The sequence below is a fragment of the Pseudomonas sp. BIGb0164 genome (genome assembly GCF_024810135.1).
In the GTDB taxonomy this organism is placed as follows: Bacteria; Pseudomonadota; Gammaproteobacteria; order Pseudomonadales; family Pseudomonadaceae; genus Aquipseudomonas.
In genome coordinates, this window is sequence record NZ_JANUEA010000004.1 from 1 (window position 1) to 24,992 (window position 24,992).

25 protein-coding genes are annotated in these 24,992 nt (G+C 61.8%); 14 read left to right on the plus strand and 11 right to left on the minus strand.

Annotation, left to right across the window (positions count from 1 at the left end; genetic code table 11):
• Positions 1-329 precede the first annotated feature (329 nt).
• Positions 330-1,823 carry a CoA-acylating methylmalonate-semialdehyde dehydrogenase gene (locus tag M2394_RS11500; RefSeq protein ID WP_259172556.1) on the minus strand — a complete coding sequence of 498 codons (1,494 nt, stop codon included), beginning with the start codon at positions 1,821-1,823 and terminating at the stop codon, positions 330-332.
• A gap of 39 nt (positions 1,824-1,862) precedes the next feature.
• On the minus strand, positions 1,863-3,212 hold the full coding sequence (locus tag M2394_RS11505) for an aspartate aminotransferase family protein (RefSeq protein WP_178918493.1): 1,350 nt from the start codon (positions 3,210-3,212) through the stop codon (positions 1,863-1,865).
• Positions 3,213-3,337: 125 nt separating this feature from the next.
• Here M2394_RS11505 and M2394_RS11510 point away from each other — a divergent pair, with 125 nt between their 5' ends.
• The 4 genes from M2394_RS11510 to M2394_RS11525 all read left to right on the plus strand — a co-directional run bounded on the left by M2394_RS11510 (position 3,338) and on the right by M2394_RS11525 (position 7,074).
• Positions 3,338-4,258, plus strand: coding sequence for a LysR family transcriptional regulator (locus tag M2394_RS11510; protein WP_159962882.1), 921 nt, complete (start codon positions 3,338-3,340; stop codon positions 4,256-4,258).
• 80 nt (positions 4,259-4,338) lie between these two features.
• Complete coding sequence (locus tag M2394_RS11515; RefSeq protein WP_259172559.1) at positions 4,339-5,733, plus strand: uracil-xanthine permease family protein; 1,395 nt, start codon at positions 4,339-4,341, stop codon at positions 5,731-5,733.
• A gap of 87 nt (positions 5,734-5,820) precedes the next feature.
• Positions 5,821-6,480, plus strand: coding sequence for a TetR/AcrR family transcriptional regulator (locus M2394_RS11520; protein WP_178918491.1), 660 nt, complete (start codon positions 5,821-5,823; stop codon positions 6,478-6,480).
• A 12-nt stretch (positions 6,481-6,492) separates the two neighbouring features.
• Positions 6,493-7,074: a YigZ family protein gene (locus tag M2394_RS11525; RefSeq protein ID WP_259172561.1), complete on the plus strand. Its 582-nt coding sequence runs from the start codon at positions 6,493-6,495 to the stop codon at positions 7,072-7,074.
• A gap of 66 nt (positions 7,075-7,140) precedes the next feature.
• On the opposite strand, the gene M2394_RS11530 is transcribed toward M2394_RS11525, so the two are convergent.
• Positions 7,141-7,557: a hypothetical protein gene (locus tag M2394_RS11530; protein WP_178918489.1), complete on the minus strand. Its 417-nt coding sequence runs from the start codon at positions 7,555-7,557 to the stop codon at positions 7,141-7,143.
• Positions 7,558-7,640: 83 nt separating this feature from the next.
• Here M2394_RS11530 and M2394_RS11535 point away from each other — a divergent pair, with 83 nt between their 5' ends.
• The 3 genes from M2394_RS11535 (at position 7,641) to M2394_RS11545 (ending at position 10,234) form a co-directional block, all read left to right on the plus strand.
• The gene (locus tag M2394_RS11535; protein ID WP_178918488.1) at positions 7,641-7,991 is read left to right on the plus strand and encodes a MerR family transcriptional regulator; all 351 of its coding nucleotides are present in this window, start codon (positions 7,641-7,643) and stop codon (positions 7,989-7,991) included.
• A 25-nt stretch (positions 7,992-8,016) separates the two neighbouring features.
• Positions 8,017-8,703: an SDR family oxidoreductase gene (locus M2394_RS11540; protein WP_178918487.1), complete on the plus strand. Its 687-nt coding sequence runs from the start codon at positions 8,017-8,019 to the stop codon at positions 8,701-8,703.
• 172 nt (positions 8,704-8,875) lie between these two features.
• The gene (locus M2394_RS11545; protein ID WP_178918486.1) at positions 8,876-10,234 is read left to right on the plus strand and encodes an 8-oxoguanine deaminase; all 1,359 of its coding nucleotides are present in this window, start codon (positions 8,876-8,878) and stop codon (positions 10,232-10,234) included.
• Between the two features lie 137 nt (positions 10,235-10,371).
• Here the strand turns inward: M2394_RS11545 and M2394_RS11550 are convergent, their stop codons facing one another.
• Positions 10,372-11,466 carry a calcium:proton antiporter gene (locus M2394_RS11550; protein WP_178918485.1) on the minus strand — a complete coding sequence of 365 codons (1,095 nt, stop codon included), beginning with the start codon at positions 11,464-11,466 and terminating at the stop codon, positions 10,372-10,374.
• Positions 11,467-11,660: 194 nt separating this feature from the next.
• Here M2394_RS11550 and M2394_RS11555 point away from each other — a divergent pair, with 194 nt between their 5' ends.
• A complete protein-coding gene (locus M2394_RS11555; protein WP_178918484.1) occupies positions 11,661-12,614 on the plus strand; it encodes an adenosine deaminase in 954 nt (317 codons plus the stop codon).
• A gap of 132 nt (positions 12,615-12,746) precedes the next feature.
• Here M2394_RS11555 and M2394_RS11560 read toward each other — a convergent pair whose 3' ends face one another.
• The 3 genes from M2394_RS11560 to M2394_RS11570 form a co-directional block, all read right to left on the minus strand.
• Positions 12,747-14,117, minus strand: a complete 1,371-nt coding sequence (locus M2394_RS11560; RefSeq protein ID WP_259172563.1) for an MFS transporter — start codon at positions 14,115-14,117, stop codon at positions 12,747-12,749.
• A 47-nt stretch (positions 14,118-14,164) separates the two neighbouring features.
• Positions 14,165-14,899: a helix-turn-helix transcriptional regulator gene (locus tag M2394_RS11565; RefSeq protein ID WP_178918482.1), complete on the minus strand. Its 735-nt coding sequence runs from the start codon at positions 14,897-14,899 to the stop codon at positions 14,165-14,167.
• Between the two features lie 134 nt (positions 14,900-15,033).
• The gene (locus M2394_RS11570) at positions 15,034-15,963 is read right to left on the minus strand and encodes a LysR family transcriptional regulator (protein ID WP_259172564.1); all 930 of its coding nucleotides are present in this window, start codon (positions 15,961-15,963) and stop codon (positions 15,034-15,036) included.
• A gap of 118 nt (positions 15,964-16,081) precedes the next feature.
• On the opposite strand from M2394_RS11570, the gene M2394_RS11575 reads away from it, so the two are divergent.
• The 3 genes from M2394_RS11575 (at position 16,082) to M2394_RS11585 (ending at position 17,739) form a co-directional block, all read left to right on the plus strand.
• A complete protein-coding gene (locus M2394_RS11575; RefSeq protein WP_178918480.1) occupies positions 16,082-16,375 on the plus strand; it encodes a putative quinol monooxygenase in 294 nt (97 codons plus the stop codon).
• Between the two features lie 22 nt (positions 16,376-16,397).
• Positions 16,398-17,411, plus strand: a complete 1,014-nt coding sequence (locus M2394_RS11580) for a zinc-binding alcohol dehydrogenase family protein (protein WP_259172565.1) — start codon at positions 16,398-16,400, stop codon at positions 17,409-17,411.
• Positions 17,412-17,556: 145 nt separating this feature from the next.
• A complete protein-coding gene (locus M2394_RS11585; protein WP_176999400.1) occupies positions 17,557-17,739 on the plus strand; it encodes a hypothetical protein in 183 nt (60 codons plus the stop codon).
• Positions 17,740-17,747: 8 nt separating this feature from the next.
• On the opposite strand, the gene M2394_RS11590 is transcribed toward M2394_RS11585, so the two are convergent.
• Both M2394_RS11590 and M2394_RS11595 read right to left on the minus strand, forming a co-directional pair.
• Positions 17,748-18,941: a multidrug effflux MFS transporter gene (locus M2394_RS11590; protein ID WP_259172566.1), complete on the minus strand. Its 1,194-nt coding sequence runs from the start codon at positions 18,939-18,941 to the stop codon at positions 17,748-17,750.
• Between the two features lie 87 nt (positions 18,942-19,028).
• Positions 19,029-19,226 carry a heavy-metal-associated domain-containing protein gene (locus M2394_RS11595; protein WP_176999402.1) on the minus strand — a complete coding sequence of 66 codons (198 nt, stop codon included), beginning with the start codon at positions 19,224-19,226 and terminating at the stop codon, positions 19,029-19,031.
• A 231-nt stretch (positions 19,227-19,457) separates the two neighbouring features.
• Here M2394_RS11595 and M2394_RS11600 point away from each other — a divergent pair, with 231 nt between their 5' ends.
• The 3 genes from M2394_RS11600 to cueR all read left to right on the plus strand — a co-directional run bounded on the left by M2394_RS11600 (position 19,458) and on the right by cueR (position 22,528).
• Complete coding sequence (locus tag M2394_RS11600; protein WP_176999403.1) at positions 19,458-19,838, plus strand: hypothetical protein; 381 nt, start codon at positions 19,458-19,460, stop codon at positions 19,836-19,838.
• Between the two features lie 93 nt (positions 19,839-19,931).
• The gene (locus M2394_RS11605) at positions 19,932-22,133 is read left to right on the plus strand and encodes a cation-translocating P-type ATPase (RefSeq protein WP_259172567.1); all 2,202 of its coding nucleotides are present in this window, start codon (positions 19,932-19,934) and stop codon (positions 22,131-22,133) included.
• On the plus strand, positions 22,130-22,528 hold the full coding sequence (cueR, locus tag M2394_RS11610) for a Cu(I)-responsive transcriptional regulator (RefSeq protein ID WP_176999405.1): 399 nt from the start codon (positions 22,130-22,132) through the stop codon (positions 22,526-22,528). Before M2394_RS11605 ends, cueR begins: the two co-directional genes overlap by 4 nt.
• Positions 22,529-22,652: 124 nt before the next feature.
• Here the strand turns inward: cueR and M2394_RS11615 are convergent, their stop codons facing one another.
• Together M2394_RS11615 and M2394_RS11620 are read right to left on the minus strand one after the other, a co-directional pair.
• Entirely contained in the window at positions 22,653-23,552 is a 900-nt protein-coding gene (locus M2394_RS11615; protein WP_178918476.1) for a PA4780 family RIO1-like protein kinase, read from the minus strand.
• A gap of 124 nt (positions 23,553-23,676) precedes the next feature.
• Positions 23,677-24,954, minus strand: coding sequence for an acetyl-CoA C-acetyltransferase (locus M2394_RS11620; protein ID WP_259172571.1), 1,278 nt, complete (start codon positions 24,952-24,954; stop codon positions 23,677-23,679).
• Positions 24,955-24,992: the final 38 nt, after the last annotated feature.

Below are 24,992 nucleotides of genomic sequence, written 5' to 3' on the forward strand. Positions count from 1 at the left end.
AGCGGGAGGCGAATTCTACAGCGTTACACGCTGCTGTCAACACCTCTTTTTCTCCGCTTTCGACCGAGAAGATCGAAACGTTAATAGAGCCAAACAACACTGCTCCACTAACTCCTTCTGGGCCTCGATGAACTGAAGCGACCTGCTATCGAAACCTACTTAACTCATTGAAATCCAAGGAGTTTTCCGTTTCGACTGCGCCGGAAGTGGGGCGAATTATAGGCTTCCAGAATCTGCCGTCAACACCTTTCTTCATATTTCTGTCATATCGGTCAAAAAGCCCCAAAAAACGCGAAAGCCGGCCCCAAGGGGCCGGCTTTCACTGCTGCTTACAAGCTTGGGAACGCAAACTGCGACGCCTCATGACTGGCCCGCTGCGGCCAACGCTGGGTAATTGCCTTGCGACGCGTGTAGAAACGCACCCCATCCGGCCCATAGGCATGCAAGTCACCAAACAGCGACCGCTTCCAGCCGCCAAAGCTGTGATAAGCCACCGGCACCGGCAGCGGAACGTTAACCCCCACCATGCCCACTTCGATCTCATCGCAGAACAGACGTGCCGCTTCACCGTCACGGGTAAAGATGCACGTACCATTACCGTATTCATGGTCATTGATCAGCTGCATCGCCGCTTCCAGGCTATTCACCCGTACTACGCACAGCACCGGCCCAAAAATCTCTTCCTTATAGATGCGCATCTCAGGCGTCACACGATCAAACAGGCTGCCACCCAGGAAGAAACCTTCTTCATGGCCTGCCACGCTCAACCCGCGACCATCAACCACCAGCTTGGCGCCCGAAGAAACACCGTCTTCTATATAGCCACTGACCTTATCCCGCGCCTGGCCAGTCACCAACGGCCCCATGTCCAGACCACAAGACGTGCCCGCACCGATCTTCAAGGCCTTCACCTGCGGCACCAACTTGGCGATCAACGCGTCCGCCACTTGGTCCCCCACGCACACCGCCACCGAAATCGCCATGCAACGCTCGCCGCAAGAACCGTACGCAGCGCCCATCAGGGCACTGACCGCGTTGTCCAGGTCCGCATCCGGCATCAGCACCGCGTGGTTCTTCGCTCCACCCAGCGCCTGCACGCGCTTGCCGCGCTTGGTCGCCTCGGAATAGATGTACTCGGCAATCGGCGTCGAGCCCACAAAGCTCAGCGCCTTCACTTCCGGCGCCTCGATCAGGGCATCTACCGCGCCCTTGTCGCCGTGCACCACGCTCAGCACGCCCTTAGGAAGGCCGGCTTCCTGCAACAGTTGTGCAATCAACAGTGTGGAGCTTGGGTCACGCTCCGACGGCTTCAGGATGAAACAGTTACCGCAAACGATCGCCAGCGGATACATCCACAACGGCACCATCGCCGGGAAGTTGAACGGCGTAATACCAGCGACTACACCCAACGGCTGGAAATCCGACCATGCATCAATGTTCGGTCCTACGTTACGGCTGTATTCGCCCTTCAGAATCTCCGGCGCCGAGCACGCGTATTCCACGTTCTCGATCCCGCGCTTCAATTCACCGGCCGCATCTTCCAGCGTCTTGCCGTGCTCTTCACTGATCAGCTGGGAAATGCGCGCCTCGTTCTGCTCCAGCAATTGCTTGAAACGAAACATCACCTGAGCACGCTTGGCCGCTGGCGTATTACGCCAGGCCGGGAACGCCGCCTTGGCCGCGTCGATCGCCTGTTGAATAGTCTCGCGACTGGCCAACGCCACCTGGTGAATCACCTGGCCGGTGGACGGGTTGTACACGTCGGCGCTACGGCCGCTGTCATTGACCAACTCACCGTTGATCAAGTGCTGGATAAGGCTCATGCAGGGCTCCTGAAAAGTTGTTCTATATAGAAAGAGAAATCAGTCGATCTTGTTCAGCACTTCGCCGACGGCATCGAACAAGCGATCCAGGTCTTGCGGCTTGCTATTGAAGGTTGGCCCGAACTGCAAGGTGTCACCGCCAAAGCGCACGTAGAAGCCAGCTTTCCACAAGGCCATGCCGGCCTCGAATGGACGCACGATGGCATCACCGTCACGCGGGGCAATCTGGATCGCACCGGCCAGGCCGTAATTACGAATGTCGATCACGTTCTTGCTGCCCTTCAAACCGTGCAGCGCATTCTCAAAGTGCGGCGCGATTTCGGCCACGCTCTGCACCAGGTTTTCCTTCTGCAAGAGGTCCAATGCCGCCAAGCCCGCAGCACAGGCAACCGGGTGGGCCGAGTAGGTGTAGCCGTGTGGGAATTCCACCGCGTACTCGGGCGTCGCCTGGTTCATGAACGTCTGATAAATCTCGCTGCTGGCAATCACCGCGCCCATTGGGATGGCGCCGTTGGTGACTTGCTTGGCGATGCACATCAGGTCCGGTGTTACACCGAAGCTGTCGGCACCGAACATCGAGCCGGTACGGCCGAAACCAGTGATCACTTCGTCGAACACCAGCAGGATGTTGTGCTGGTCGCAAATTTCACGCAGGCGCTTGAGGTAACCCTGAGGCGGCACCAATACGCCAGCAGAACCGGCCATTGGCTCGACAAACACTGCAGCAATGTTCGACGCGTCGTGCAGTTCGATCAGCTTGAGCAATTCATCCGCCAACGCGATACCGCCCTGCTCCGGCATGCCACGGGAGAAGGCATTGCTCGCCAGCAAGGTGTGCGGCAGATGGTCAACGTCCATCAAGCCCTGACCAAAAATCTTACGGTTGCCGTTAACCCCACCCAGGCTGGTACCGGCAATGTTCACACCGTGATAACCACGGGCGCGGCCAATCATCTTGGTCTTGGTGGCCTGGCCTTTTAGGCGCCAGTACGCGCGCACCATCTTCACGGCGGTATCGGCACACTCGGAACCCGAGTCGGTGAAGAACACATGGTTCAGGTTGCCCGGCGTCAGGTCGGTGATTTTTTCCGCCAGTTGGAAGGACAGCGGATGACCGTATTGGAAGCCTGGCGAGTAGTCTAGGGTGCCCAGTTGCTTGGCCACCGCCTCCTGGATTTCCTTACGGGTGTGCCCGGCGCCGCAGGTCCACAGGCCCGACAGCGAGTCGTACACCTTGCGCCCCTTGTCATCGATCAACCAACTGCCTTCCGCACCGACGATCAGGCGCGGGTCACGTTGGAAGTTACGGTTGGCGGTGTAAGGCATCCAGTGAGCGTCCAACTTCAGTTGGCTGGCCAGGGACGATGGGGCGTTTTCAGGCATGTTCATCAGCAAAACCTCGCAAGGCAAAAGGCAGCGTCGGGATTGAAACGCGTTGTTGCAGCTAAATTGCCACGGCGATAAAGTCGGTGAAATTCAACTCTTCTAACCTTCAGTCAGGCCTTTACTAAACTATGAGCAGCCGTCGCCCCGACCCCCTCGCCCAAGTCAGCGACTTCGATATTCGTCTGCTGCGCATCTTCCGCAGCGTAGTGGAGTGCGGCGGCTTCTCGGCGGCGGAAACCGTGCTCGGCATCGGCCGTTCCGCCATCAGCCAGCAGATGAGTGACCTGGAGCAACGCCTCGGCTTGAGGCTTTGCCAACGCGGCCGCGCCGGTTTCTCCCTGACCGAAGAAGGCCGTGAGGTCTACCAGTCTGCCCTGCAGCTGTTGAGTGCCCTGGAAAGTTTTCGCACCGAGGTCAACGGCCTGCACCAGCATCTGCGTGGCGAACTGATCATCGGCCTCACCGACAACCTCGTCACCCTGCCCCACATGCGCATCACCCACGCCTTGGCACAGTTGAAGGAACGTGGCCCGGACGTGCAGATCCAGATTCGCATGATCGCGCCCAATGAAGTAGAACAAGGTGTGCTCGACGGCCGCCTGCACGTCGGCGTGGTGCCCCAGGCTAGCGCTCTGTCGGGGCTGGAGTACCAGCCGCTGTACAGCGAACGCTCGCTACTCTACTGCGCAGTCGGCCATCCGCTGTTCTACGCCGACGACAAACAACTGGACGACACGCGCATCGACAGCCAGGACGCCATCGCCCCCACCTTCCGCCTGCCCGCCGAGATCCAGGCCCATTACCAGGCACTCAACTGCACCGCCAGCGCGTCCGACCGCGAAGGCATGGCCTTCCTGATTCTCACCGGTCGCTACATCGGCTACCTGCCCGACCACTACGCCAGCCTCTGGGTGCAACAAGGCCGACTGCGCGCGCTGAAGCCGGCTACGCGTTTTTACGATTTGAGCCTGGCTTCGGTCACGCGCAAGGGCCGTCGCCCTCATTTGGTGCTGGAAAGCTTTCTCGAAAGCCTGGCCGCGACGCGCTAACTCGGGCCTAACGCAGAAAGCTGAGCAGTTGGACAGCTTTTTGCAGGAGCACAAGCACATAGACCTTGAGCTAGCCTGACATGCCTCCAGAATCCACCAGCCCCAGCGACCTGATCTACGGCCTCAACGACCGCCCCAAGCCAATTCCCGCAATGCTTGCCGCGTTGCAGCATGTGCTCGCGGCGTTCGTCGGCATCATCACACCGCCCCTGATCATCGGCTCCACCCTGGGCCTCACTGCCCACTTGCCCTACCTGATCAGCATGGCGCTGATGGTCTCCGGTGTCGGCACCTTCATCCAGGCGCGTAGGCCGTTTGGTATCGGCGCCGGGATGATCTGCCTGCAAGGCACCAGCTTTGCGTTTCTCGGCGCGGTGCTGTCGGCAGGGTTTCTGGTGAAGCAGCGCGGCGGCAGCCCGGAAGACATCATGGCGATGATCTTCGGCGTGTGCTTTTTCGGCGCCGCGGTGCAGATCGTACTGAGCCGCTTCATTGGCCAGTTGCGCCGCGTCATCACGCCATTGGTGACGGGCATTGTCATCACTCTGATCGGCATCAGCTTGATCAAAGTCGGCATCACCGACTTGGGCGGCGGTTTCAACGCCCCGGACTTCGGCGCCCCCACCAACCTGGCCCTGGGCCTGTTCGTGGTGTTGACCATCATTCTGCTCAACCGCTCGAATACGCCGTGGGTGCGCCTTTCAGCCATCATCATCGGCCTGGCCCTCGGCAGCCTGGCCGCCTGGGGCAGCGGCAAACTGGTGCCCCAGGCCTTGCCCGACCTGCCGTTGATCAGCGTGCCGATGCCCTTTCGCTTCGGCTTCACGTTCGACTGGAGCGCTTTCCTGCCGATCGCGCTGATTTATCTGATCAGCAGCATCGAAACCGTCGGTGACCTCACCGCCAACTGCATGATCGCCCGCCAGCCCATCAGCGGCCCCTCTTATATAAGCCGACTCAAAGGCGGCGTATTGGGCGACGGGGTCAGTTGCATGATCGCCGCCACCTTCAGCGCCTTTCCCAACACTACGTTTGCCCAGAACAACGGCGTGATCCAACTCACCGGCGTGGCCAGCCGCTACGTCGGTTTGTACATCGGCGTGCTGCTGTTTTGCCTGGGGTTGTTTCCGCTGATTGGTGCGGTGTTGCAGCAAATTCCAAAACCCGTATTGGGTGGTGCCACCCTGGTGATGTTCGGCAGCGTGGCCGCGGCCGGTGTGCGCATCCTGGCCCAGGCGCCGCTGGACCGACGCAGCATGCTGATCATTGCCACCTCCTTTGGCGTCGGCCTGGGCATCGCCGCCCAACCGAACCTGCTGCACTTGATGCCAGCGCTGGTGCAGAACCTGTTCGACTCGGCCATCACCAGCGGCGGGCTGACCGCCATCGTGTTGTGCCTGCTGTTGCCGGAAGCCAAAACGACCCACGCTGCCGCAAACCGCGCGCCAGAAAGCGACACGCTGGAACCGCTTTGACGGTTTTATTGCATCGGGACTTGTCTGAGGCTTGAGGGTGGGTTATCTGTGCACACGTCGTCTCTATCGATCAGCACGGAAACCTCCATGAGCCTCGAAGTTCCTGCCCACAGCAACCACGCCGGTAAACCCGCCAGCCGCATTCGGCAAAAGAACGAACAAGCGATTCTGCAGGCTGCTGAAGACGAGTTCGCGCGCCATGGCTACAAAGGCACCAGCATGAACACCATTGCGTCGAGTGCCGGGTTGCCCAAGGCCAACCTGCATTACTACTTCACCAACAAGCTGGGCCTGTACATCGCGGTGCTCAGCAACATCCTCGAACTGTGGGACAGCACCTTCAACGCGCTGACCGCCGAGGACGACCCGGCCGTGGCCCTCACTCGCTATATCCGCACCAAGATGGAATTCTCCCGGCGCCACCCGCAAGCCTCGCGGATCTTCGCCATGGAGATCATCAGCGGCGGCGAATGCCTCACCGAATATTTCAGCCAGGACTACCGCGCCTGGTTCAGCGGCCGGGCCGCAGTCTTCCAGGCCTGGATTGACGCCGGCAAGATGGACCCCATCGACCCCGTGCACCTGATCTTCCTGCTATGGGGCAGCACCCAGCACTACGCCGACTTCGCCACCCAGATCTGCCGCGTCACCGGTCGCACCAAACTGACCAAGCAAGACATGGAAGACGCCGGCACCAACCTGATCCACATCATCCTCAAAGGCTGTGGCGTCAAGCCGGCCCTATAAACGAAGCGACTTATGCCTTTCACGCTTACCGGCTTTTGCGAATTTCGTGAAGAAATCCGCAAGAGCCGCTTCATCACCCTCGCCGCGCCGATCACCAGCCCCCAGGACGCCCAGGCGTTTTTCGAGCAGTACAGCGACCTGAATGCCACACACAACTGCTGGGCTTGGAAGCTGGCGGACCAATACCGCAGCAATGATGACGGTGAGCCCGGCGGCACGGCCGGGCGGCCGATACTCGCGGCCATCGAAGCCCAAGGGTTTGATCAGGTCGCGGTGCTGGTGATTCGCTGGTACGGCGGCATCCAGTTGGGCACCGGTGGCCTGGCCCGCGCGTACGGCGGCGGGGCCAACAAATGCCTGCAGAACGCCGAACGTATTGAGTTGATCAGCCGCGTGCCGCTCAGTTGCGCCTGCGGATTCTCCGAGCTGAACCTGGTGAAATTGCGCGTCGCTGAGTTGGGCGGGCTGGTGGTGGAGGAAACCTTCACCGCCAACGGCGTCGAGCTGCAACTGGCGCTTGGCGAAGCGCACATCGACACGTTGCAAACCCAACTCGCCGACCTCAGCCGTGGGCGCATCCTGCTGCAACGCTGAAACTGCCCACATCTACTGTGCACCTGCCTGTGGATAACCTGAGCACATCCGCGTGTAGCCCTTCTGTCATATGGGCTGGCGAGCGTCGATCGTTTTTTGATCAGCGCGTACCGGCAAGATTTGCGCGATGCCCCACAGCACTTCAAATAACAGAATGCCCCACAGGATCGACGTGGCGCCCTGTGTCAGCGCATAGAGTTGCCACGTCGCAAACAGCGCACGGCCAGCGGCGTCGTACAACCCAAACGCACGTTGCGGATCGCGTATGCGCAGCACGGCCCAGACGCACACAATCGACCCGAGCAGGTTGGCCATCAGCACATGGGCGGGCGCGAACGCAGGAAACTCCCCCGGCAGGTTGAGGCTTTGCAACACGCTGTGCAGCGCCAGGAAACTCCAGGGCGTGACAAACGCCGCCGTGACGATCAGGTCGTACCAGGCGCTGGCACGCACCAGGGTTCGGTACTGGTCAATGCTCCACATATTCGCAAGCTCCTTCAATTCAAGAAGCCAGCAGGCTAAAGCCTGGAGTATGCTCCAAGGTCAAGCCCCCACGAGCACGCCCCATGCGTATCGGCGAATTAGCCCAGGCCAGCCAGGTCAGCCGCGACACCCTGCGCTTCTACGAGCAGCGCGGATTGATCGCCGCACAACGCAGCGCCAACGGTTACCGCGACTACCCAGCGGACATGGTGCAACTGGTGCTCTATATCAAGACCGCCCAGCGCCTGGGCTTCAGCCTTGGGGAAATCGGCAGCAGTGTCGCCGCCCTGTGGCAGGCACCGGACCCCGACAGCGCCGTCACGCAACTGCTGCAAGACAAGCTCAACCTGATCGAAAACCGCATCACCGAACTCGGCCAGCTGCGCAACGAGTTGCAGCAAAGGCTCGGGCAACGTTGTCCACTGAACCCGTGAACCTCCACTCCAAAGGAAGCCCTTCATGTCTACGCCAAAAACCGCACTGATCATCGGCGCCTCGCGCGGGCTGGGCCTGGGCCTGGTCAAGCAATTGCTCCAGGACGGTTGGGATGTGACCGCCACCGTGCGTGACCCGAACAAGGCCGACGCCCTGAAAGCCGTTGGCCCGGTGCACATCGAGAAACTCGACATGGACGATCAGCAAGCCGTGATCGCCCTGAGCCAGCGCCTCAAAGGCCAGACGTTCGACCTGCTGTTCGTCAACGCCGGCGTCAAGGGCCCGGCCAACCAGGAACCGGGCCACGCCACCCTCGCGGAAGTCGGCCAACTGTTCTTCACCAACGCCGTGGCGCCGATCAACCTCGCACAGCGCTTTGCCGGGCAGATCCGCAAGGACAGCGGCGTGCTGGCGTTCATGAGTTCGGTGCTGGGCAGCGTGACAATTCCCGACGGTTCGGACCTGGCGCTGTACAAAGCCAGCAAGGCCGCCCTCAACTCCATGACCAACAGCTTCATCACCCAATTGGGCGATCACACCCTCACCGTACTGTCGCTGCACCCGGGTTGGGTGAAGACCGACATGGGCGGCGAAAATGCGCACATTGATGTCGACACCAGCGTGCGTGGCCTGGTGGATCAGGTGAATGCGTTCACCGGCAAGGGCGGCCACCACTTCATCGACTACAAAGGCGACACCATCGCCTGGTAAATGTTGGGAATCAACAGGTGGGAGGGAGCTTGTCCCCCTCCCACATTGACCGCTGGACCCGCCTGCGAACTACACGTAATCTAGCGCATCGCCCTCACCGGCGACCCTGGATCAGCAGACAGGGCAACACTGAGCTGGCAAACCTGAACCCATCATTCAGAGGAGCCGGCCAATGCCTGCGACCCGTATCCTGTTAAAAAACCCCCTCGCGATTTTCACTGCCAATGGCCTCGACGCCCGTGGCGGCCTGGTGCTGCAAGACGGTGTGATCACCGAAGTGCTGTCCCTGGGCCAGGAACCTGCCCTCCCCTGTGACCAGGTGTTCGACGCCCGCGAACATGTGATCCTTCCCGGGTTGATCAACACCCACCACCACTTCTACCAAACCCTGACCCGCGCTTGGGCACCAGTGGTCAACCAGCCGTTGTTCCCGTGGCTGAAAACCCTGTACCCGGTCTGGGCGCGGCTCACTCCGGAAAAACTCGCACTGGCCACCAAAGTTGCCCTGGCCGAACTGCTGCTCTCGGGCTGCACCACGGCGGCGGATCACCACTACCTGTTCCCCGACGGTCTGGAAAACGCCATCGACGTGCAAGTGCAAAGCGTGCGCGAGCTGGGCATGCGCGCCATGCTCACCCGCGGTTCCATGAGCCTTGGCGAAGCCGACGGCGGCCTGCCTCCACAGCAAACCGTGCAACAAGGCCAGGTTATCCTGGACGACAGCCAACGCCTGATCCACACGTACCACCAGCGTGGCGACGGCGCGCAAATCCAGATCGCCCTGGCGCCCTGCTCGCCGTTCTCGGTCACCCCGGAAATCATGGAAGCCAGCGCCGAACTGGCCAACAGCCTCGACGTGCGCCTGCACACGCACTTGGCAGAAACCCTCGACGAAGAAGACTTCTGCCTGCAGCGTTTCGGCCTGCGCACCGTGGATTACCTCGACAGCGTCGGCTGGCTCGGCCCGCGCACCTGGTTGGCCCATGGCATCCACTTCAACCCGGATGAGATCGCCCGCCTCGGCGCGGCCGGCACCGGCATTTGCCATTGCCCAAGCTCGAACATGCGCCTGGCCTCCGGCATCTGCCCGACCCTGGACCTGATCGCTGCCGGCGCCCCCATCGGCCTCGGCGTGGATGGCTCGGCCTCCAACGACGCGTCGAACATGATCCTCGAAGCGCGCCAGGCCCTGTACATCCAGCGCCTGCGCTATGGCGCCGAGAAGATCACGCCCGAAGGCGTGCTGGGTTGGGCCACCCAAGGTTCGGCGCAGTTGTTGGGGCGTACGGATATTGGTGAACTGGCCGTGGGCAAACAGGCCGACCTGGCGTTGTTCAAGCTTGATGAGCTGCGCTTCTCCGGCAGCCACGACCCACTCTCGGCCCTGCTGCTGTGCGGCGCCGACCGTGCCGATCGGGTGATGGTGGCGGGTAAATGGCGAGTCATCGACGGCCAGGTCGAAGGCCTCGACCTCAAGGGTTTGATTGCCGATCACACCCAGGCCGCAAGAGCCTTGATCGCAGGAACGTGAGCCTGGCGCAGCTCTAAGTGTGGGAGCGGGCTTGCTCGCGAAGGCAGTGGTTCAGCCAACTCATGTGCTGACTGACACGCCGCTTTCGCGAGCAAGCCCGCTCCCACATTGGGACCTGTTGAGATCAATAAATGCGGTTACAAGCCCAGCAGCGACAGCATGATGAAGGTCGCAAACAACACAAAATGCGTCATCCCTTCGATGGCATTGGTTTCGCCATCGTTGAGGTTGATCGCGCTGACAATCAGCGTGATGAACACCATCACCGTCTGCACCGGCGTCATCGCCATCTGGAACGGCTGACCCGTGTAGAGCGCCATGGCCTCCATCACTGGCACCGTCAGGATCACTGTCGACAACGACGCCCCCAACGCAATGTTCACCACCGACTGCATGCGGTTGGCCAACGCCGCGCGCAATGCCGTCAAAATTTCCGGCGCCGCCGAGATCGCGGCCACCACGATCGCGGTGATCACCGGCGGTGCGCCCGTGCCTTCCAGCCCCAGGTCGAGGGTCTTGGACATCACCTCAGCCAACGCGCCAATCACAATCACCCCAAACACCAATGTCGCGATGGAGAACGCCAGGTTGATCGGCGGCTCCGGGTGTTCTTCTTCCGGCTGTTTTTTACGGCGTTTTTCCGGGTAGCTGTAGCTGAAGAAATAACTGTGCGGGCCCACCTGCATACGCAGGAACAGGGTGTAGAGCAGCACCATCGCGCCGATGGTGAAAGCCGAGTAGATTTTCCAGTCCGCCTCGGGGATAAATTCCGGCACCACCATCGACACCCCCATGGCCGTGAGGATCATCACGCTGTAGCTGCGCGCCGAGTCGTCATTGTAGGACTGTTCGCCATGCTTGATGCCGCCCATCAGCGCGGCCAGGCCGAGGATGCCGTTGATGTCGAGCATCACCGCCGAATAAATGGTGTCGCGCACCAAGGTCGGCGACGGCTCGTTGCTCATCATGATCGCCAGGATCACCACCTCCACCAGCACGGCGGCCAGGGTGAGGATCATGGTGCCGTAGGGGTCGCCGACCTTTTCCGCCAACTGTTCGGCGTGGTGGGCGACGCGCATTGATGCCACCACGATGAATGCAATCAGCACCACACCGCCGAGCAGCGCGACCATCTGCCCGCTGTGCAGCATCCAGTGTTCCAGCGGGTAGGCGGCGATGGCGGCAATCAGCGCCAGCAGCATGAATTTTTCTTGCTTGAGAGAGGAGAGCATTCCGGGCCTTTTCGCACAACAAATCAGTCATTGATGGGGTACAGACTACGGCAGCTTGCTAACGTTTCGTTACACCTTAGTTCACGCGGCCCTTGCGCAAACAGAAACGAAACTCTCCTGCTGGTCAGGTTTTACCGATTATTTCAGCCATGGCCTGTAGAATGCCGCCATTGCACCTGATGAGAAGTTTAGAAATGTACGATTGGCTCAACGCCCTGCCCAAGGCTGAATTGCACCTGCACCTGGAAGGCTCGCTGGAGCCGGAGTTGCTGTTCGCCCTGGCCGAACGCAACAAGATCGCGCTGCCGTGGAATGACGTTGAAACCCTGCGCAAGGCCTACGCCTTCAACAACCTGCAAGAGTTTCTCGACCTGTACTACCAGGGCGCTGACGTGCTGCGCACCTCCCAGGACTTCTACGACCTGACCTGGGCCTACCTGCTGCGCTGCAAAGCACAGAACGTGATCCACACCGAACCGTTCTTCGACCCGCAGACCCATACCGACCGTGGCATTCCATTCGAAGTGGTACTGAACGGCATCGCCGCTGCGCTGAAAGATGGCGAGCAGCAACTGGGCATCACCAGCGGTTTGATCTTGAGTTTCCTGCGCCATCTGAGCGAAGCCGAAGCCGAGAAAACCCTGGACCAGGCGCTACCGTTCCGTGACGCGTTCGTGGCCGTGGGCCTGGACAGTTCGGAAATGGGCCACCCGCCGAGCAAGTTCCAGCGCGTGTTCGACCGCGCCCGTCACGAAGGCTTCCTCACCGTGGCCCACGCCGGCGAAGAAGGCCCGCCCGAGTACATCTGGGAAGCCATCGACCTGCTGAAAATCCAGCGTATCGACCATGGCGTGCGCGCCATCGAAGACGAGCGCTTGATGCAGCGCATCATCGACGAGCAGATCCCATTGACCGTGTGCCCGTTGTCCAACACCAAGCTGTGCGTGTTCGACGACATGGCCCAGCACAACATCCTCGACATGCTCGAACGTGGCGTGAAAGTCACGGTGAACTCCGATGACCCGGCGTACTTCGGCGGCTACGTCACCGAGAACTTCCACGCGCTGCACACCGCACTGGGCATGACCCAGGACCAGGCCAAACGCCTGGCGCAGAACAGCCTGGATGCACGCCTGGTCAAACCCTAACTGACTGAATGAACGCAGTCTAAATGTGGGAGCGGGCTTGCTCGCGAAAGCAATGTTCCAGTCGCCGAATGTATTGGCTGGCACACCGCATTCGCGAGCAAGCCCGCTCCCACATTGGTTTTGTATTGGCCTTTAAATTTCGGTCAGTTCTTCCAGGGTCTTGCCCTTCGTCTCCATCCCGAACACCCACACCACCAACGCCGCCACCGCAAAACACAGCGCGCCCAGGGCAAACACCCCGCCCTGCCCAGTAATGGGGAATACCAACCCGGTCACCAACGGCCCCAGCAACGACCCCACTCGACCAATCGCTGACGCAAACCCGGACCCCGTCGCCCGTGCCGAGGTGGGATACAGCTCCGGCGTGTAGGTGTACAGCACCGCCCACATGCCAAACAGAAAGAACTGCATCAGCAAACCCGAGGTGATCAACAACGCCACGTTGCCGCCAAACACCGCGCTCTGCCCATACAGAAACGCCATCACCCCGCCGCCCAGCAACGTCACCACACACACCGGCTTGCGCCCCCAACTCTCCACCAGCCAGGCGGCCATCAGAAAGCCGGGAATCCCGCCCAGGGAAATGATCACCGTGTAATACACCGACTGGGTCACGGCAAAACCCGACTGCTGCAGCAACGCGCTCAGCCAGGACGTCAGCCCGTAGAACCCCAGCAAGGCAAAGAACCACACGCTCCAGATCATCAGCGTGCGCTGTCGATACTGTGCCGACCACAGTTGCTGGAAGGCCGAGAAAAACGTCCCCGGCGTGGTCTCCACCCGTGGCAGGCGAATCGGTTCCGGCAGATCGGCGCAGCCCAGCGAGTCGCGCACTTTTTGCTCGATCCCCTGCAACACCTTGTCCGCCGCCTCATGCCGCCCGGCCTGCTCCAGCCAGCGCGGCGATTCCGGGATAAAAAAGCGGATCGCCAATACAAATACGGCCGGCACCGCCAACACCAGGAAGATGTCGCGCCAGCCAATCACCGGCAGCAAAAAGTAAGACAGCACCCCCGCCGCCACAAAACCTAACGGCCAGAAGCCATCCATCAAGGCGATGTAGCGCCCGCGGCCCTTGGCCGGGATCAGCTCCGACAGCATCGACTGGGCAATCGGAAACTCCATGCCCATGCCGATCCCCAGCAGGATGCGAAACAGCGTCAGCGTCTCCACCGTCTGCGCCGTGGAGCACAGGTAACTGGCGATGCCCCACAACACGATGCTCCACTGGAACACCGGCTTGCGTCCGAAACGGTCCGCCAGCATGCCCGACAGGGAAGCGCCCACCACCATGCCGAAAAAGCTCGAGCTGGCGAGCAACCCGGCCTGTGCCGTACTCAAGCCGAACTCGGTTTTGATCGACCCCAACAGGAAGGTCATCATCGCCAGGTCCATGGAGTCGAAGAAAAACGCCAGGGCGATGATGATGAAGATGACCCGGTGGTAACCGCTGATGGGCAACCGTTCCAGCCGTTCTGCCGCGCTATAGCCTTGCCTGTCCATGCCGCCCCCCTGTATGAATAACCCCTCGGCGAGTGTGCGGCATCGTTTCAGCGACTTATTGCTGGATGCGACCTGATTGAAACTCTGAACGACGCCTCGGGCGTGACCAGCCGGTTGATTTCCGCCAGCCCCGCCTCTGACACAGCAACGGCGCGTGACTCGCCTGTCACGCTGACCCAATTGGACTGCAAGAACAGCTGCAACAACCCTGCGCCCAAGGCGCCCCCCAAGTGCGATTGCTGCTGGCTCCAGTCAAAACAATCGCAGGCCACCGGCGCTGCCAGCGCCTGGGTGAAAATGCCGCGAAGCGCCAGATGGTGCGCCCCCTTGGCCGTGACGTGGAGGCGTTGTTCATGGCGCTCAATCCATCCGGCGTCGAGCATTCGCTCATACAGCCCTGCCGCTATCTCGCCGCCTAAGTGGTCATGGCATAGCCGCGCTCGACACAACGTCTGCGGCACCACCAACGCAGGCGGCAAGAGGTCCGGTGCACTGCGCAACGCGCTGGCCACGGTGGTGCTGGCCAGCGCGTCGATAGCCGCACTGACATCGGCGGCGGCCAAGCGAAACAACCGCGCGCCACGCCGAACCTCGACCCGCAGCAACCCGCCTGCGGTCAACCGCCCCAGATGGGCATGGGCCGACGCCGGCGACAACCGGGCAAGCGTGGCGAGTTCTTCCGAAGATTTCGCTGAGCCGTCCATCAAGGACCACAGCATGGCGGTGCGTTTGGGCTCAGCGAGTAAGCTGGCGATCTGACTGATACAAAGTGCTTCTTGCATGTATTCACTCCCTGTTGAATCACTTGTCTACAGCGGTTGGCGCCAAAGTATAGGTGCGCACGCGGTCGGTTCCGCGCCGTCTGACAACGCGGAGTGGGACAGGGGCTGAGTGAAATTTCCTGCTGTGAGGGAGGTTATGACGTAGGGCACAAACGCTCCGGCCATTGCGCCGTCAATGTCGCACAACGGGCCACGAGCATTTCCCGCAGCAGGTTGATGGGTTTGCTCAATTGGGCACGGTGGGCGCACAGCAAGTTGAGCGGCGTGCGCTCGCCGCGCAGCTCCGGCAGGATCACGCGCAAACGCCCAGCCAGCACATCCGTACTCACGTCCAGCCAGGATTTGTAGGCAATGCCTACACCCGCCACTGCCCAACGGCGCACCACATCGGCGTCGTCGCTGAAGCGATCACCACTGACAGTGAGACTCACGTCGCGCTTGCCGTCGTGAAAGCTCCAGTGGTCATGCACCCGGCTGCCGAGCATATACAGCAGGCAGTTGTGCTGGGCCAGTTGCTCCAGGTTACGCGGTTCACCGTGACGGGCCAGGTAGCTGGGCGCCGCGCACAACACGCGTACGTTGTCGGGGGCGATGGGCAACGCGATCAGGCTGGAGTCTTCGGGCTCGCCGTAGCGCAGGGCGATATCCACCGGCTGGCGGAACAGGTCGGCGATGCGATCCCCCAGCAACAGCCGGACAGTGAGTTGCGGGTACTCATGCTGGAACGCGTCCAGCCACGGCAGCAACAGGTTGCGGCCCAGGTCCGACGGTGCCGAGAGTTGCAACACACCGCTGACGTGGTCCTGGCTGCTGGACAACAACCGTCGCCCCTCGTCCAGCGAACCCAGCGCCGCACGCGCATATTCGAGGAAACCCTCGCCTTCGGCGGTCAAGCGCAGGCTGCGGGTGGAACGCGCCAGTAAACGCGTGCCCAGTTGCTGCTCGAGGCGCTTGAGCGCCGCGCTGGCCACGGCGGGAGACAAGTCCATCACCCGCGCAGCGGCCGATAGGCTTCCCAGGTCGGCTGCGCGTACAAACAACTGCAAATCATCAAACCGCAGCATGCATTCCCACTCATTATCAAAATTTCATTGAAACAGACCTCTGTTTTAGCGGCTTTTATCTTTGTGGGAAATAGCCAATCATCTGGCCATCCCATTCATCAAGCGCCAGGAGTTGAAGATGTCCGCTGCCTTTAATGTCATTGCCACACTGATCGCCAAACCCGGCCAGGAAGCCACGCTGGAAACCCTGCTGCGTGGCCTGCTGGAGCCCACCCGCCTTGAAGCCGGTTGCGAGCAGTACGAACTCAACCAGGACCTGCAAAACCCCGGCACCTTCTACATGATCGAGCGCTGGAGCAGCGACGCTGCCCTGGCCGCCCACGACCAGAGCGCACATATCCAGAGCTTTCGCGCCAAGGCCGCCGATGTGATCGAACACTTCGACCTCAAGCGCCTGAAATTTCTTGCCTGATCAGCCCTATTCCGGAGTCCCCATGAAAGCTATTGCCTACTACGCATCCCTGCCGATCAACGACCCAAAATCCCTGCAAGACATCGAACTGCCCGCGCCGGTCGCCGGCCCACGCGACCTGCTGGTGGAAGTCAAAGCCATCTCGGTCAACCCGGTGGACACCAAGGTGCGCCAGAACGTAGCCCCCGAAAACGGCGCGGCCAAAGTGCTGGGCTGGGATGTGGCCGGTGTGGTCAAGGCCGTCGGCAGCGACGTCACGCTATTCAAGGCCGGTGACAAGGTGTTCTACGCCGGCTCGCTGGTTCGCCCCGGTGGCAACAGCGAACTGCATACCGTGGATGAGCGGATTGTCGGCCATATGCCCAAGAGCCTGGGCTTTGCCGAAGCCGCTGCACTGCCGCTGACCGCCATCACCGCGTGGGAGCTGCTGTTCGAGCGCCTGCAAGTGCGTGAAGGTAAAGAGGACGAAGGCCAAAGCCTGTTGATCGTCGGCGCATCCGGCGGCGTGGGTTCGATCCTGACCCAACTGGCCAGCCAGCTCACTGCGCTGAACGTCATCGGCACCGCTTCACGCCCAGAAACACAAGCGTGGGCCAAGGCGCTTGGCGCCGATCTGGTGATCGACCACAGCCAGCCGCTCAGCGAAGCACTGAAGAACGCCGGCCACCCGCAAGTGACTCACGTCGCCAGCCTGACCCAGACCGACCATCACCTGGACCAACTGGTGGAAGCCCTGCAACCGCAAGGCAAGCTGGCGTTGATCGACGATCCCAAGGCACTGGACGTCAGCAAGCTCAAGCGCAAGAGCCTGTCGCTGCACTGGGAGTTCATGTACACCCGCTCGATGTTCGAGACGCCCGACATGATCGAGCAGCATCACCTGCTCAACCGCGTGGCGGAACTGATCGACGCCGGCACCTTGAAAACCACGGTGGGTGAACACTTCGGCGTGATCAACGCCGAGAACCTGCGCCGTGCCCACACCCTGCTGGAAAGCGGCAAGGCCAAGGGCAAGATCGTGCTGGAAGGGTTCTAGGAAAGGATCATGGGTGCCGTCCGTTATTCACCGCAGTGATGGATGGCACCATTAGTCCGACAGTTGATCTTTGTCATATTTGCGAGCGTATTCGGGTTTATATTGGTCGCCTTTGCCACGATTCTTTTACGTGAGGAAGTCAGCAATGAAGATCCTGATAAAAGCGTTAGCAAAATCTGCAGGCAATAAATGGCAGGTGAGTCTCGACCGAGACGCCTTCACCTTCCGCAGCGAGGCCGAGGCCCGCGCCTTTGCCGACACCCTGCAAGCCCGTATCCAGGCGCCCCATCGCATTCCCCTCAGCCAGCAACGTTCCGCCGCTGGCTGACCTGCACTTCAGACCTGCGCCTGCGCGGCCCTCGCCCGTTGCAGGCGCTGGGTCGACACCGCAATCGTCACCGCCAATACGCCACACAAGCTGATGACCATGGCCATCGGCATTGCCGTGCCGTCGTGCAACACACCCACCAGTGAAGCGGCGCCCGCCGCCACCCCGAACTGGATGCAGCCGAGCAACGCCGACGCACTGCCCGCGCGTGCGCCCTGCCCGGCCATGGCACAGGCCGAGGTGTTGGGCAAAATGCAGCCCAGGCTGGCGATGCAGATAAACAGCGGCACCAGCAACGGCCACAGCGCTTCGGTACGCAAGGCGGCAATGCCCAGCAGCGTCAGGGCCGCCAGCACATAGACCCACACCGAGCGTGACAACAGGAAGGCCGGGCCACGCTTGGACAACAACCGCGCGTTCACTTGGGCGACCAGGATAAAACCGGCCGCGTTGGAGCCGAACAGCCAGCCGTAATGCTCGGCGGGCACGCCATAGAGTTTGATGAAGACGAAAGGCGAGCCGGCGATGTAGGCAAACATCCCGGCAATCGAGATACCGCCGGTCAGGGCATAGCCGAGATAGACGCGGTCGGACAACAAGCCGATATAGCGACGCAGCGACCCGGACAACGGCTGGCGCGGCTGATTGGCCGGCAGGGTCTCAGGCAGCCCGAACGCCACGGCGATGGCTGCCATGACGCTGAACACCGACAGCGCCAGGAAGATCGACTGCCAGCCCCACACGCCGACCATCACGCCGCCCGCCAGAGGCGCCAGGATCGGCGCCAGGCCGGTCACCAGCATCAGTTGCGAATACACCTTGGCCGACCCCACGGCATCACACTTGTCGCTGACCACCGCCCGCGAAATCACCATGCCCGCGCAACCGCCCAGAGCCTGCACAAAGCGCGCGCCAATCAGCCATTCCAGGGACGGCGCGTAGGCACACGCGAAGGACGCCAGGGTAAACAGGGTGACGCCGCTGAGCAGCGGGCCGCGTCGGCCAAAGCGGTCTGCCAACGGGCCGTAGATCAACTGCCCGATGGCCAGGCCGGCGAAATACACCGCCAGGGTCAACTGGATATGTTTTTCGTCAGTGGCAAACGCCGTGGCCATTGCCGGAAAACCCGGCAGGTAAAAATCGATCGCCAACGGCGCGAAGGCGCTCAGGGCGCCCAGGATCAGGATTATGCGGAGGTTCATCAGACACCCAAGTGAGTCGGCAGCCCGACAGTCTAGCCGCGCTTGGGTGCCGTGAACATTACGTTAGCTCGCTAACTATCAGAAAATTCACGCCAGCTTGGCGCTGTAGCCTTCTTCGGTGATCAGGCTGATGACCTGCTCGGCCGACAGTCGGCTTTCAACGCCGACTTCCTTAGCCGCCAGGTCAACCTTCACGCTCGCCGCCGGGTCCTGGCTTTGCACTGCCTGGGTCACCGCCCGAACGCAATGGCCGCAGGTCATTCCTTCAACATTGAATACTTGCATGACACAACTCCTCCAATAAGCCCGTAGTGAGCGGGCTTGCCCCGCGCCGCGGTGTACCAGATGCCCCACACCTATCTGTCACACCGCTGCGCGGAACAAGCCCATGCACACCAAGTGTCGAGCTTGCCATCATGGCAAGGTCAAGTTTCAAAAACATCGGCCGGGCTGGTATTCGGCCGCGGCCTCGGCCAAGCTTCATCCCTCTTAGCTATGAACCACGGAGCATTCGCCATGCGCTGGTCGTTTTTTGCCCTTGCCGGCCTGATGAGTTTGTCTGCGATCGCCCCCCAGGCCAGCGCCGATCAGGATTACGCGGTGTTGATCATTTCCCGGGAGCGCCTGGAAGTGCCGACCAACTGTGAGATCGGCCTCTACCTCAACGACCAACTGGCCGGCCGGCTGTTCCAGGAACAAGCCACCTCATTCAACCTACCGGCGGGCAACTTGTCGCTGCGCCTGAAGCTGCTGCCGGGTCAGTCGCCGGGCTGCCTGCCAGGCATGCTCGCGCCACCGGCGCAGAACATCACCCTCAAGGCCGGTGACGTGCGCAAGCTGCGGATCGCCCAGGGGCCGGACGGCATGTACCTGAAAGCGGCCGCCCTCGAATATTGATCCATTTGCCCGACTCCTACAGTAAATAGCCGCTTGACCTTCCCCACAGGTCAAGGTTGATCCTAGGGGCAACTTCTCCTGGAGGACTGCCCCATGAATGGATCCACCACCTTTGACCTGCCCATCAGCGGCATGACCTGCGCCAGCTGTGCTGGCCGCGTCGAGCGCGCGCTGGGCAAGGTGCCGGGGGTGCAAAGCGTCAGCGTCAACCTGGCCAACGAACGCGCCCATGTCGAGGTGCTGGGCCAGATGGACCCCGGCGTGCTGATCGCCGCCGTCGACAAGGCCGGCTACACCGCCACCCTGCCCCAGAGCGAAACGGCCACCGATGCCAATCAAGCCGAGCGCCTGCACCGCGAGCGCTGTTCATTGCTAGTGGCGATCGTGCTGGCCCTGCCGCTGGTGTTGCCGATGTTGGTGGAACCCTTCGGCCTGCACTGGATGCTGCCCGCGTGGGTGCAGTTCACCCTGGCCACCCCGGTGCAATTCATTCTCGGGGCGCGCTTCTACATTGCCGCCTGGAAAGCCGTGCGCGCCGGCGCCGGCAACATGGACCTGCTGGTGGCCATCGGCACCAGCGCTGGCTACGGCCTGAGCCTTTATGAATGGCTCACCACGCCTGCGGGCAGCATGCCGCACCTTTACTTCGAAGCCTCGGCAGTGGTGATCGCCCTGGTATTGCTCGGCAAATACCTGGAAAGCCGCGCCAAACGCCAGACCGCCAGCGCCATTCGCGCCCTTGAGGCCTTGCGTCCGGAACGGGCGATCCGCGTGCTGGACGGCCACGAAGAAGAGGTGGCGATCAACGCACTGCAGCTCAACGACCTGGTGCTGGTCAAACCCGGCGAACGCTTCCCGGTGGACGGCGAAGTGGTGGAAGGCCAGAGCCATGCCGATGAAGCCCTGATCAGCGGCGAGAGCCTGCCGGTGCCCAAACAACCGGGCGACAGCGTCACGGGCGGCGCCATCAACGGCGAAGGCCGTTTGCTGGTACGCACCCGGGCCATCGGCGCCGAGAGCGTACTGGCGCGAATCATCCGCCTGGTGGAAGACGCCCAGGCCGCCAAGGCGCCGATCCAGAAACTGGTAGATAAAGTCAGCCAGGTGTTCGTCCCGGCCGTGCTGGTACTGGCGTTGATCACGCTGGTGGGCTGGTGGCTGTACGGCGCCTCGCTAGAAACCGCGATCATCAATGCGGTGGCGGTGCTGGTGATCGCCTGCCCCTGCGCCCTGGGCCTGGCCACACCGACGGCGATCATGGCCGGCACCGGCGTCGCGGCGCGCTACGGCATCCTGATCAAGGACGCCGAAGCCCTGGAGCGTGCCCATGAGGTGAGCGCCGTGGTGTTCGATAAAACCGGCACCCTCACCTCCGGTGCGCCGAACATTGCGCACCTAGTGGCGGTGGACGGCAATGACGCCGCGATCCTGCAACAGGCTGGCGCGCTGCAACGCGGCAGCGAACACCCGCTGGCCAAGGCGGTGCTGGATACCTGCCGCGAACGGGGGCTGGTGGTCGCCGATGTAACGGCCAGCCAATCCCTGACCGGACGGGGCATCGCCGGCACCCTCGACGGCCGGCAGCTGGCCCTCGGTAATCGTCGCCTACTGGAAGAAAGCGGCCTCAGCGCCGGCGACCTGGCCACCCACGCCAGCGACTGGGAAGCCGAAGGTCGCACCTTGTCCTGGCTGATCGAGCAAGGCGCGCAACCCCGCGTGTTGGGGCTGTTCGCCTTTGGTGACACGCTCAAGCCGGGCGCGCTGGAGGCGGTGAACCGACTTAAAGCCCAACACATCAGCAGTCACCTGCTGACCGGCGACAATCGCGGCAGCGCCCGAGTGGTCGCCCAGGCCCTGGGCATCGACGATGTTCACGCCGAAGTGCTGCCCGCCGACAAAGCCGCCACCGTCACCGCGTTGAAAAAAACCGGCGTGGTCGCCATGGTCGGTGACGGTATCAACGACGCACCCGCCCTGGCCGCCGCCGATATCGGCATCGCCATGGGCGGTGGCACCGACGTGGCCATGCACGCGGCCGGCATCACCCTGATGCGCGGTGATCCACGCCTGGTGCCTGCGGCGCTGGAGATCAGCCGCAAGACCTACGCGAAAATCCGCCAGAACCTGTTCTGGGCCTTTGTGTATAACTTGATCGGTATTCCGCTGGCGGCCTTCGGCCTGCTCAACCCGGTACTGGCCGGCGCGGCCATGGCCTTGTCCAGCGTCAGCGTGGTGAGCAATGCGTTACTGTTGAAGACTTGGAAACCCAAGGACCTGGAGGATCAGCGCCCATGAACATCGGCCAAGCCGCTCGCGCCAGCGGGCTCAGCGCCAAGATGATTCGCTACTACGAATCCATCGGCCTGCTCAAAGCCGCCCACCGTACCGACAGCGGCTATCGCGTGTACGGCCCAGACGAGGTGCACACCCTGGCGTTTATCAAACGCTCGCGGGACCTGGGGTTTTCACTGGAAGAGGTCGGCAAACTGCTGGCCCTGTGGCAGGACCGGCAAAGGGCCAGCGCCGATGTGAAAGCCTTGGCGCGCCAGCACATCGAGGAGCTGAACCAGAAGATCCTGGAGCTGGGGCAACTGCGCGATACGCTGCAGGACCTAGTGGAACACTGCCAGGGCGATCACCGGCCCGATTGCCCGATTCTCAAGGAGTTGGCATCAGGCAATTGCTGCTGACACCCCACCTGTAGGAGCCGGCTTGCCGGCGATGACGACCTCAAGCCTTGCATTGAATCAAGGGCCTCATCGCCGGCAAGCCGGCTCCTACAGGGGGAACATTCCGAGTCAGTCGGAGTGTTTGTCATTGCATCCAAGGCGGCGGCGGTGGCTCGTCCGGCACCTTGCTCGGTGGCGCTTCATCCGCCGCGCGGATCGCCTGGCGACGCTCTTCGTCCAGCCGTGCCGCTTCAATCTCGCGCATCACACCGCCCACGTCCGCCAGCTCTTCCGGCTCATCAAACTCCCCGGTCAACACGCTGGCCGGGTGCAAGGTGCCGGCTTCGTAGAGCGCCCACATCTCCTTGGCGTACTTGGTCTTCTTCAACTCCGGGGCAAAGCGCCCGAAGTAGGAAGCCATGTTGCCCACGTCCCGCTCCAACATGTTGAACGCGTGGTTGTTGCCCGCCGCATCCACCGCCTGGGGCAGGTCGATGATCACCGGGCCCGTCGGCGTGAGCAGTACGTTGAACTCGGACAAGTCACCGTGCACCAGGCCGGTACACAGCATCAGCACGATCTGGGAGATCAGGAAGGCGTGGTATTCACGCGCCTGGTCCGGCTCCAGCACCACGTCGTTCAGGCGCGGCGCCGCATCGCCGTACTCGTCGGCCACCAACTCCATCAACAGCACGCCTTCGAGGAAGTCGAACGGCTGGGGCACGCGAACGCCCGCACCGGCCAGGCGGAACAACGCCGCCACTTCAGCGTTCTGCCAGGCATCTTCGGCTTCTTTCTTGCCGAACTTGGACCCCTTGGCCATGGCCCGGGCCTGACGACTGTTACGGACCTTGCGGCCCTCCTGGTATTCGGACGCTTGACGAAAACTTCGTTTGTTCGCCTCCTTGTAAACCTTGGCGCAACGCAATTCGTTGCCGCAGCGCACCACATAAACAGCTGCTTCTTTACCACTCATGAGTGGGCGCAGCACTTCGTCGACCAGACCGTCTTCGATCAGGGGTTCAATGCGTTTAGGAGTCTTCATCAGCTTTTATTGTGGGTCCTTTATTACCAAATACGCGTATGGCACTCGTTATACGGCAATCGGCTCGCCGGTGGGAGAGGCTACCGACCGTTGATCACTTAAGAATGCATCCAATATGCCAATTTCAGCGTTCAATGATCGCCGTAACCCCCTGCCCGCCTGCCGCACAGATGGAAATCAGCCCACGCCCCTTGCCCGCCGCGTCCAGCAACTTGGCCAGGTTGGCGACAATACGCCCGCCCGTGGCCGCAAACGGGTGCCCCGCCGCCAAGGAACTGCCCTTCACATTCAGCCGGCTGCGGTCGATGGACCCCAAGGGCGCGTCAAGCCCCAGGCGCGTCTTGCAGTAGTCGGCATCTTCCCAGGCCTTGAGCGTGCACAAAACCTGGGCAGCGAAGGCCTCGTGGATCTCGTAGTAATCGAAGTCCTGCAACGTCAGTCCATTCCTCGCCAGCAGACGCGGCACCGCATACACCGGCGCCATCAACAGACCTTCTGCGCCGTTGACGAAATCCACCGCCGCCGCTTCACCGTCGCGCCAGTAGGCCAGGATCGGCAGGCCACGTTCCTTGGCCCAGGCTTCGCTGCCCAGCAGCACCAATGAGGCGCCATCCGTCAGTGGCGTGGAGTTGCCCGCCGTGAGCGTGCCCTTTTCACTGCGCTCGAACACCGGCTTGAGGCTGGCGAGTTTTTCCAGGGTCAGGTCGGGGCGCAGGTTGTTGTCGCGGGTCAGGCCCAGGAACGGCGTGAGCAAATCGTTGTGCCAGCCTTCGGCGTAGGCGGCGGCCATTTTCTGATGGCTTTCCAGGGCCAACTGGTCCTGTTCGGCGCGGGGAATCTGCCAAGTCTGCGCCATCAACTCGCAATGCTCACCCATGGACAACCCGGTGCGCGGTTCGCCGTTGCGTGGCAGCTCGGGCTTGAGGTGATGGGGACGAAGTTGTAACAGGAGTTTTAATTTATCCCCCAACGATTTGCTGCGGTTGGCCTGCAGCAGGAGCTTGCGCAGCCCTTCATTCACGCCGATCGGCGCATCGGAGGTGGTGTCGACCCCACCCGCAATCCCGCATTCAATCTGGCCCAAGGCGATCTTGTTGGCCACCAGCAACGCCGCTTCCAGCCCCGTGCCGCAGGCCTGCTGAATGTCATAGGCCGGGGTTTGCGGCGACAGGCGCGAGCCAAGCACGCATTCGCGAGTAAGGTTGAAGTCCCGGGAGTGCTTGAGCACCGCGCCGGCAGCCACTTCGCCCAGGCGCAGGCCGTGCAGGTTGTAGCGTTCGATCAGGCCTTCCAGGGCTGCGGTCAGCATCGCCTGGTTGCTCGCCGTGGCGTACGGGCCATTGGAGCGAGCGAAAGGAATGCGGTTACCGCCAATGATCGCTACACGGCGCAATTGAGTCATGGAAAGCTCCCTGTGGGTTGTGGGTGTAATCATCCAGC

Excerpts from the sequence above, each read along its gene's own strand:
- M2394_RS11555 (WP_178918484.1), top strand. The coding sequence starts at position 11,661 with ATGTACGATTGGCTCAACGCCCTGCCCAAGGCTGAATTGCACCTGCAC.
- M2394_RS11505 (WP_178918493.1), bottom strand. The coding sequence starts at position 3,212 with ATGAACATGCCTGAAAACGCCCCATCGTCCCTGGCCAGCCAACTGAAG.
- M2394_RS11615 (WP_178918476.1), bottom strand. The coding sequence starts at position 23,552 with ATGAAGACTCCTAAACGCATTGAACCCCTGATCGAAGACGGTCTGGTC.
- M2394_RS11510 (WP_159962882.1), top strand. The coding sequence starts at position 3,338 with ATGAGCAGCCGTCGCCCCGACCCCCTCGCCCAAGTCAGCGACTTCGAT.
- M2394_RS11570 (WP_259172564.1), bottom strand. The coding sequence starts at position 15,963 with ATGCTGCGGTTTGATGATTTGCAGTTGTTTGTACGCGCAGCCGACCTG.
- M2394_RS11520 (WP_178918491.1), top strand. The coding sequence starts at position 5,821 with ATGAGCCTCGAAGTTCCTGCCCACAGCAACCACGCCGGTAAACCCGCC.
- M2394_RS11600 (WP_176999403.1), top strand. The coding sequence starts at position 19,458 with ATGCGCTGGTCGTTTTTTGCCCTTGCCGGCCTGATGAGTTTGTCTGCG.
- M2394_RS11525 (WP_259172561.1), top strand. The coding sequence starts at position 6,493 with ATGCCTTTCACGCTTACCGGCTTTTGCGAATTTCGTGAAGAAATCCGC.
- M2394_RS11550 (WP_178918485.1), bottom strand. The coding sequence starts at position 11,466 with ATGCTCTCCTCTCTCAAGCAAGAAAAATTCATGCTGCTGGCGCTGATT.
- M2394_RS11565 (WP_178918482.1), bottom strand. The coding sequence starts at position 14,899 with ATGCAAGAAGCACTTTGTATCAGTCAGATCGCCAGCTTACTCGCTGAG.
- M2394_RS11560 (WP_259172563.1), bottom strand. The coding sequence starts at position 14,117 with ATGGACAGGCAAGGCTATAGCGCGGCAGAACGGCTGGAACGGTTGCCC.
- M2394_RS11620 (WP_259172571.1), bottom strand. The coding sequence starts at position 24,954 with ATGACTCAATTGCGCCGTGTAGCGATCATTGGCGGTAACCGCATTCCT.
- M2394_RS11535 (WP_178918488.1), top strand. The coding sequence starts at position 7,641 with ATGCGTATCGGCGAATTAGCCCAGGCCAGCCAGGTCAGCCGCGACACC.
- cueR (WP_176999405.1), top strand. The coding sequence starts at position 22,130 with ATGAACATCGGCCAAGCCGCTCGCGCCAGCGGGCTCAGCGCCAAGATG.
- M2394_RS11540 (WP_178918487.1), top strand. The coding sequence starts at position 8,017 with ATGTCTACGCCAAAAACCGCACTGATCATCGGCGCCTCGCGCGGGCTG.
- M2394_RS11545 (WP_178918486.1), top strand. The coding sequence starts at position 8,876 with ATGCCTGCGACCCGTATCCTGTTAAAAAACCCCCTCGCGATTTTCACT.
- M2394_RS11515 (WP_259172559.1), top strand. The coding sequence starts at position 4,339 with ATGCCTCCAGAATCCACCAGCCCCAGCGACCTGATCTACGGCCTCAAC.
- M2394_RS11605 (WP_259172567.1), top strand. The coding sequence starts at position 19,932 with ATGAATGGATCCACCACCTTTGACCTGCCCATCAGCGGCATGACCTGC.
- M2394_RS11580 (WP_259172565.1), top strand. The coding sequence starts at position 16,398 with ATGAAAGCTATTGCCTACTACGCATCCCTGCCGATCAACGACCCAAAA.
- M2394_RS11585 (WP_176999400.1), top strand. The coding sequence starts at position 17,557 with ATGAAGATCCTGATAAAAGCGTTAGCAAAATCTGCAGGCAATAAATGG.
- M2394_RS11575 (WP_178918480.1), top strand. The coding sequence starts at position 16,082 with ATGTCCGCTGCCTTTAATGTCATTGCCACACTGATCGCCAAACCCGGC.
- M2394_RS11595 (WP_176999402.1), bottom strand. The coding sequence starts at position 19,226 with ATGCAAGTATTCAATGTTGAAGGAATGACCTGCGGCCATTGCGTTCGG.
- M2394_RS11530 (WP_178918489.1), bottom strand. The coding sequence starts at position 7,557 with ATGTGGAGCATTGACCAGTACCGAACCCTGGTGCGTGCCAGCGCCTGG.
- M2394_RS11590 (WP_259172566.1), bottom strand. The coding sequence starts at position 18,941 with ATGAACCTCCGCATAATCCTGATCCTGGGCGCCCTGAGCGCCTTCGCG.
- M2394_RS11500 (WP_259172556.1), bottom strand. The coding sequence starts at position 1,823 with ATGAGCCTTATCCAGCACTTGATCAACGGTGAGTTGGTCAATGACAGC.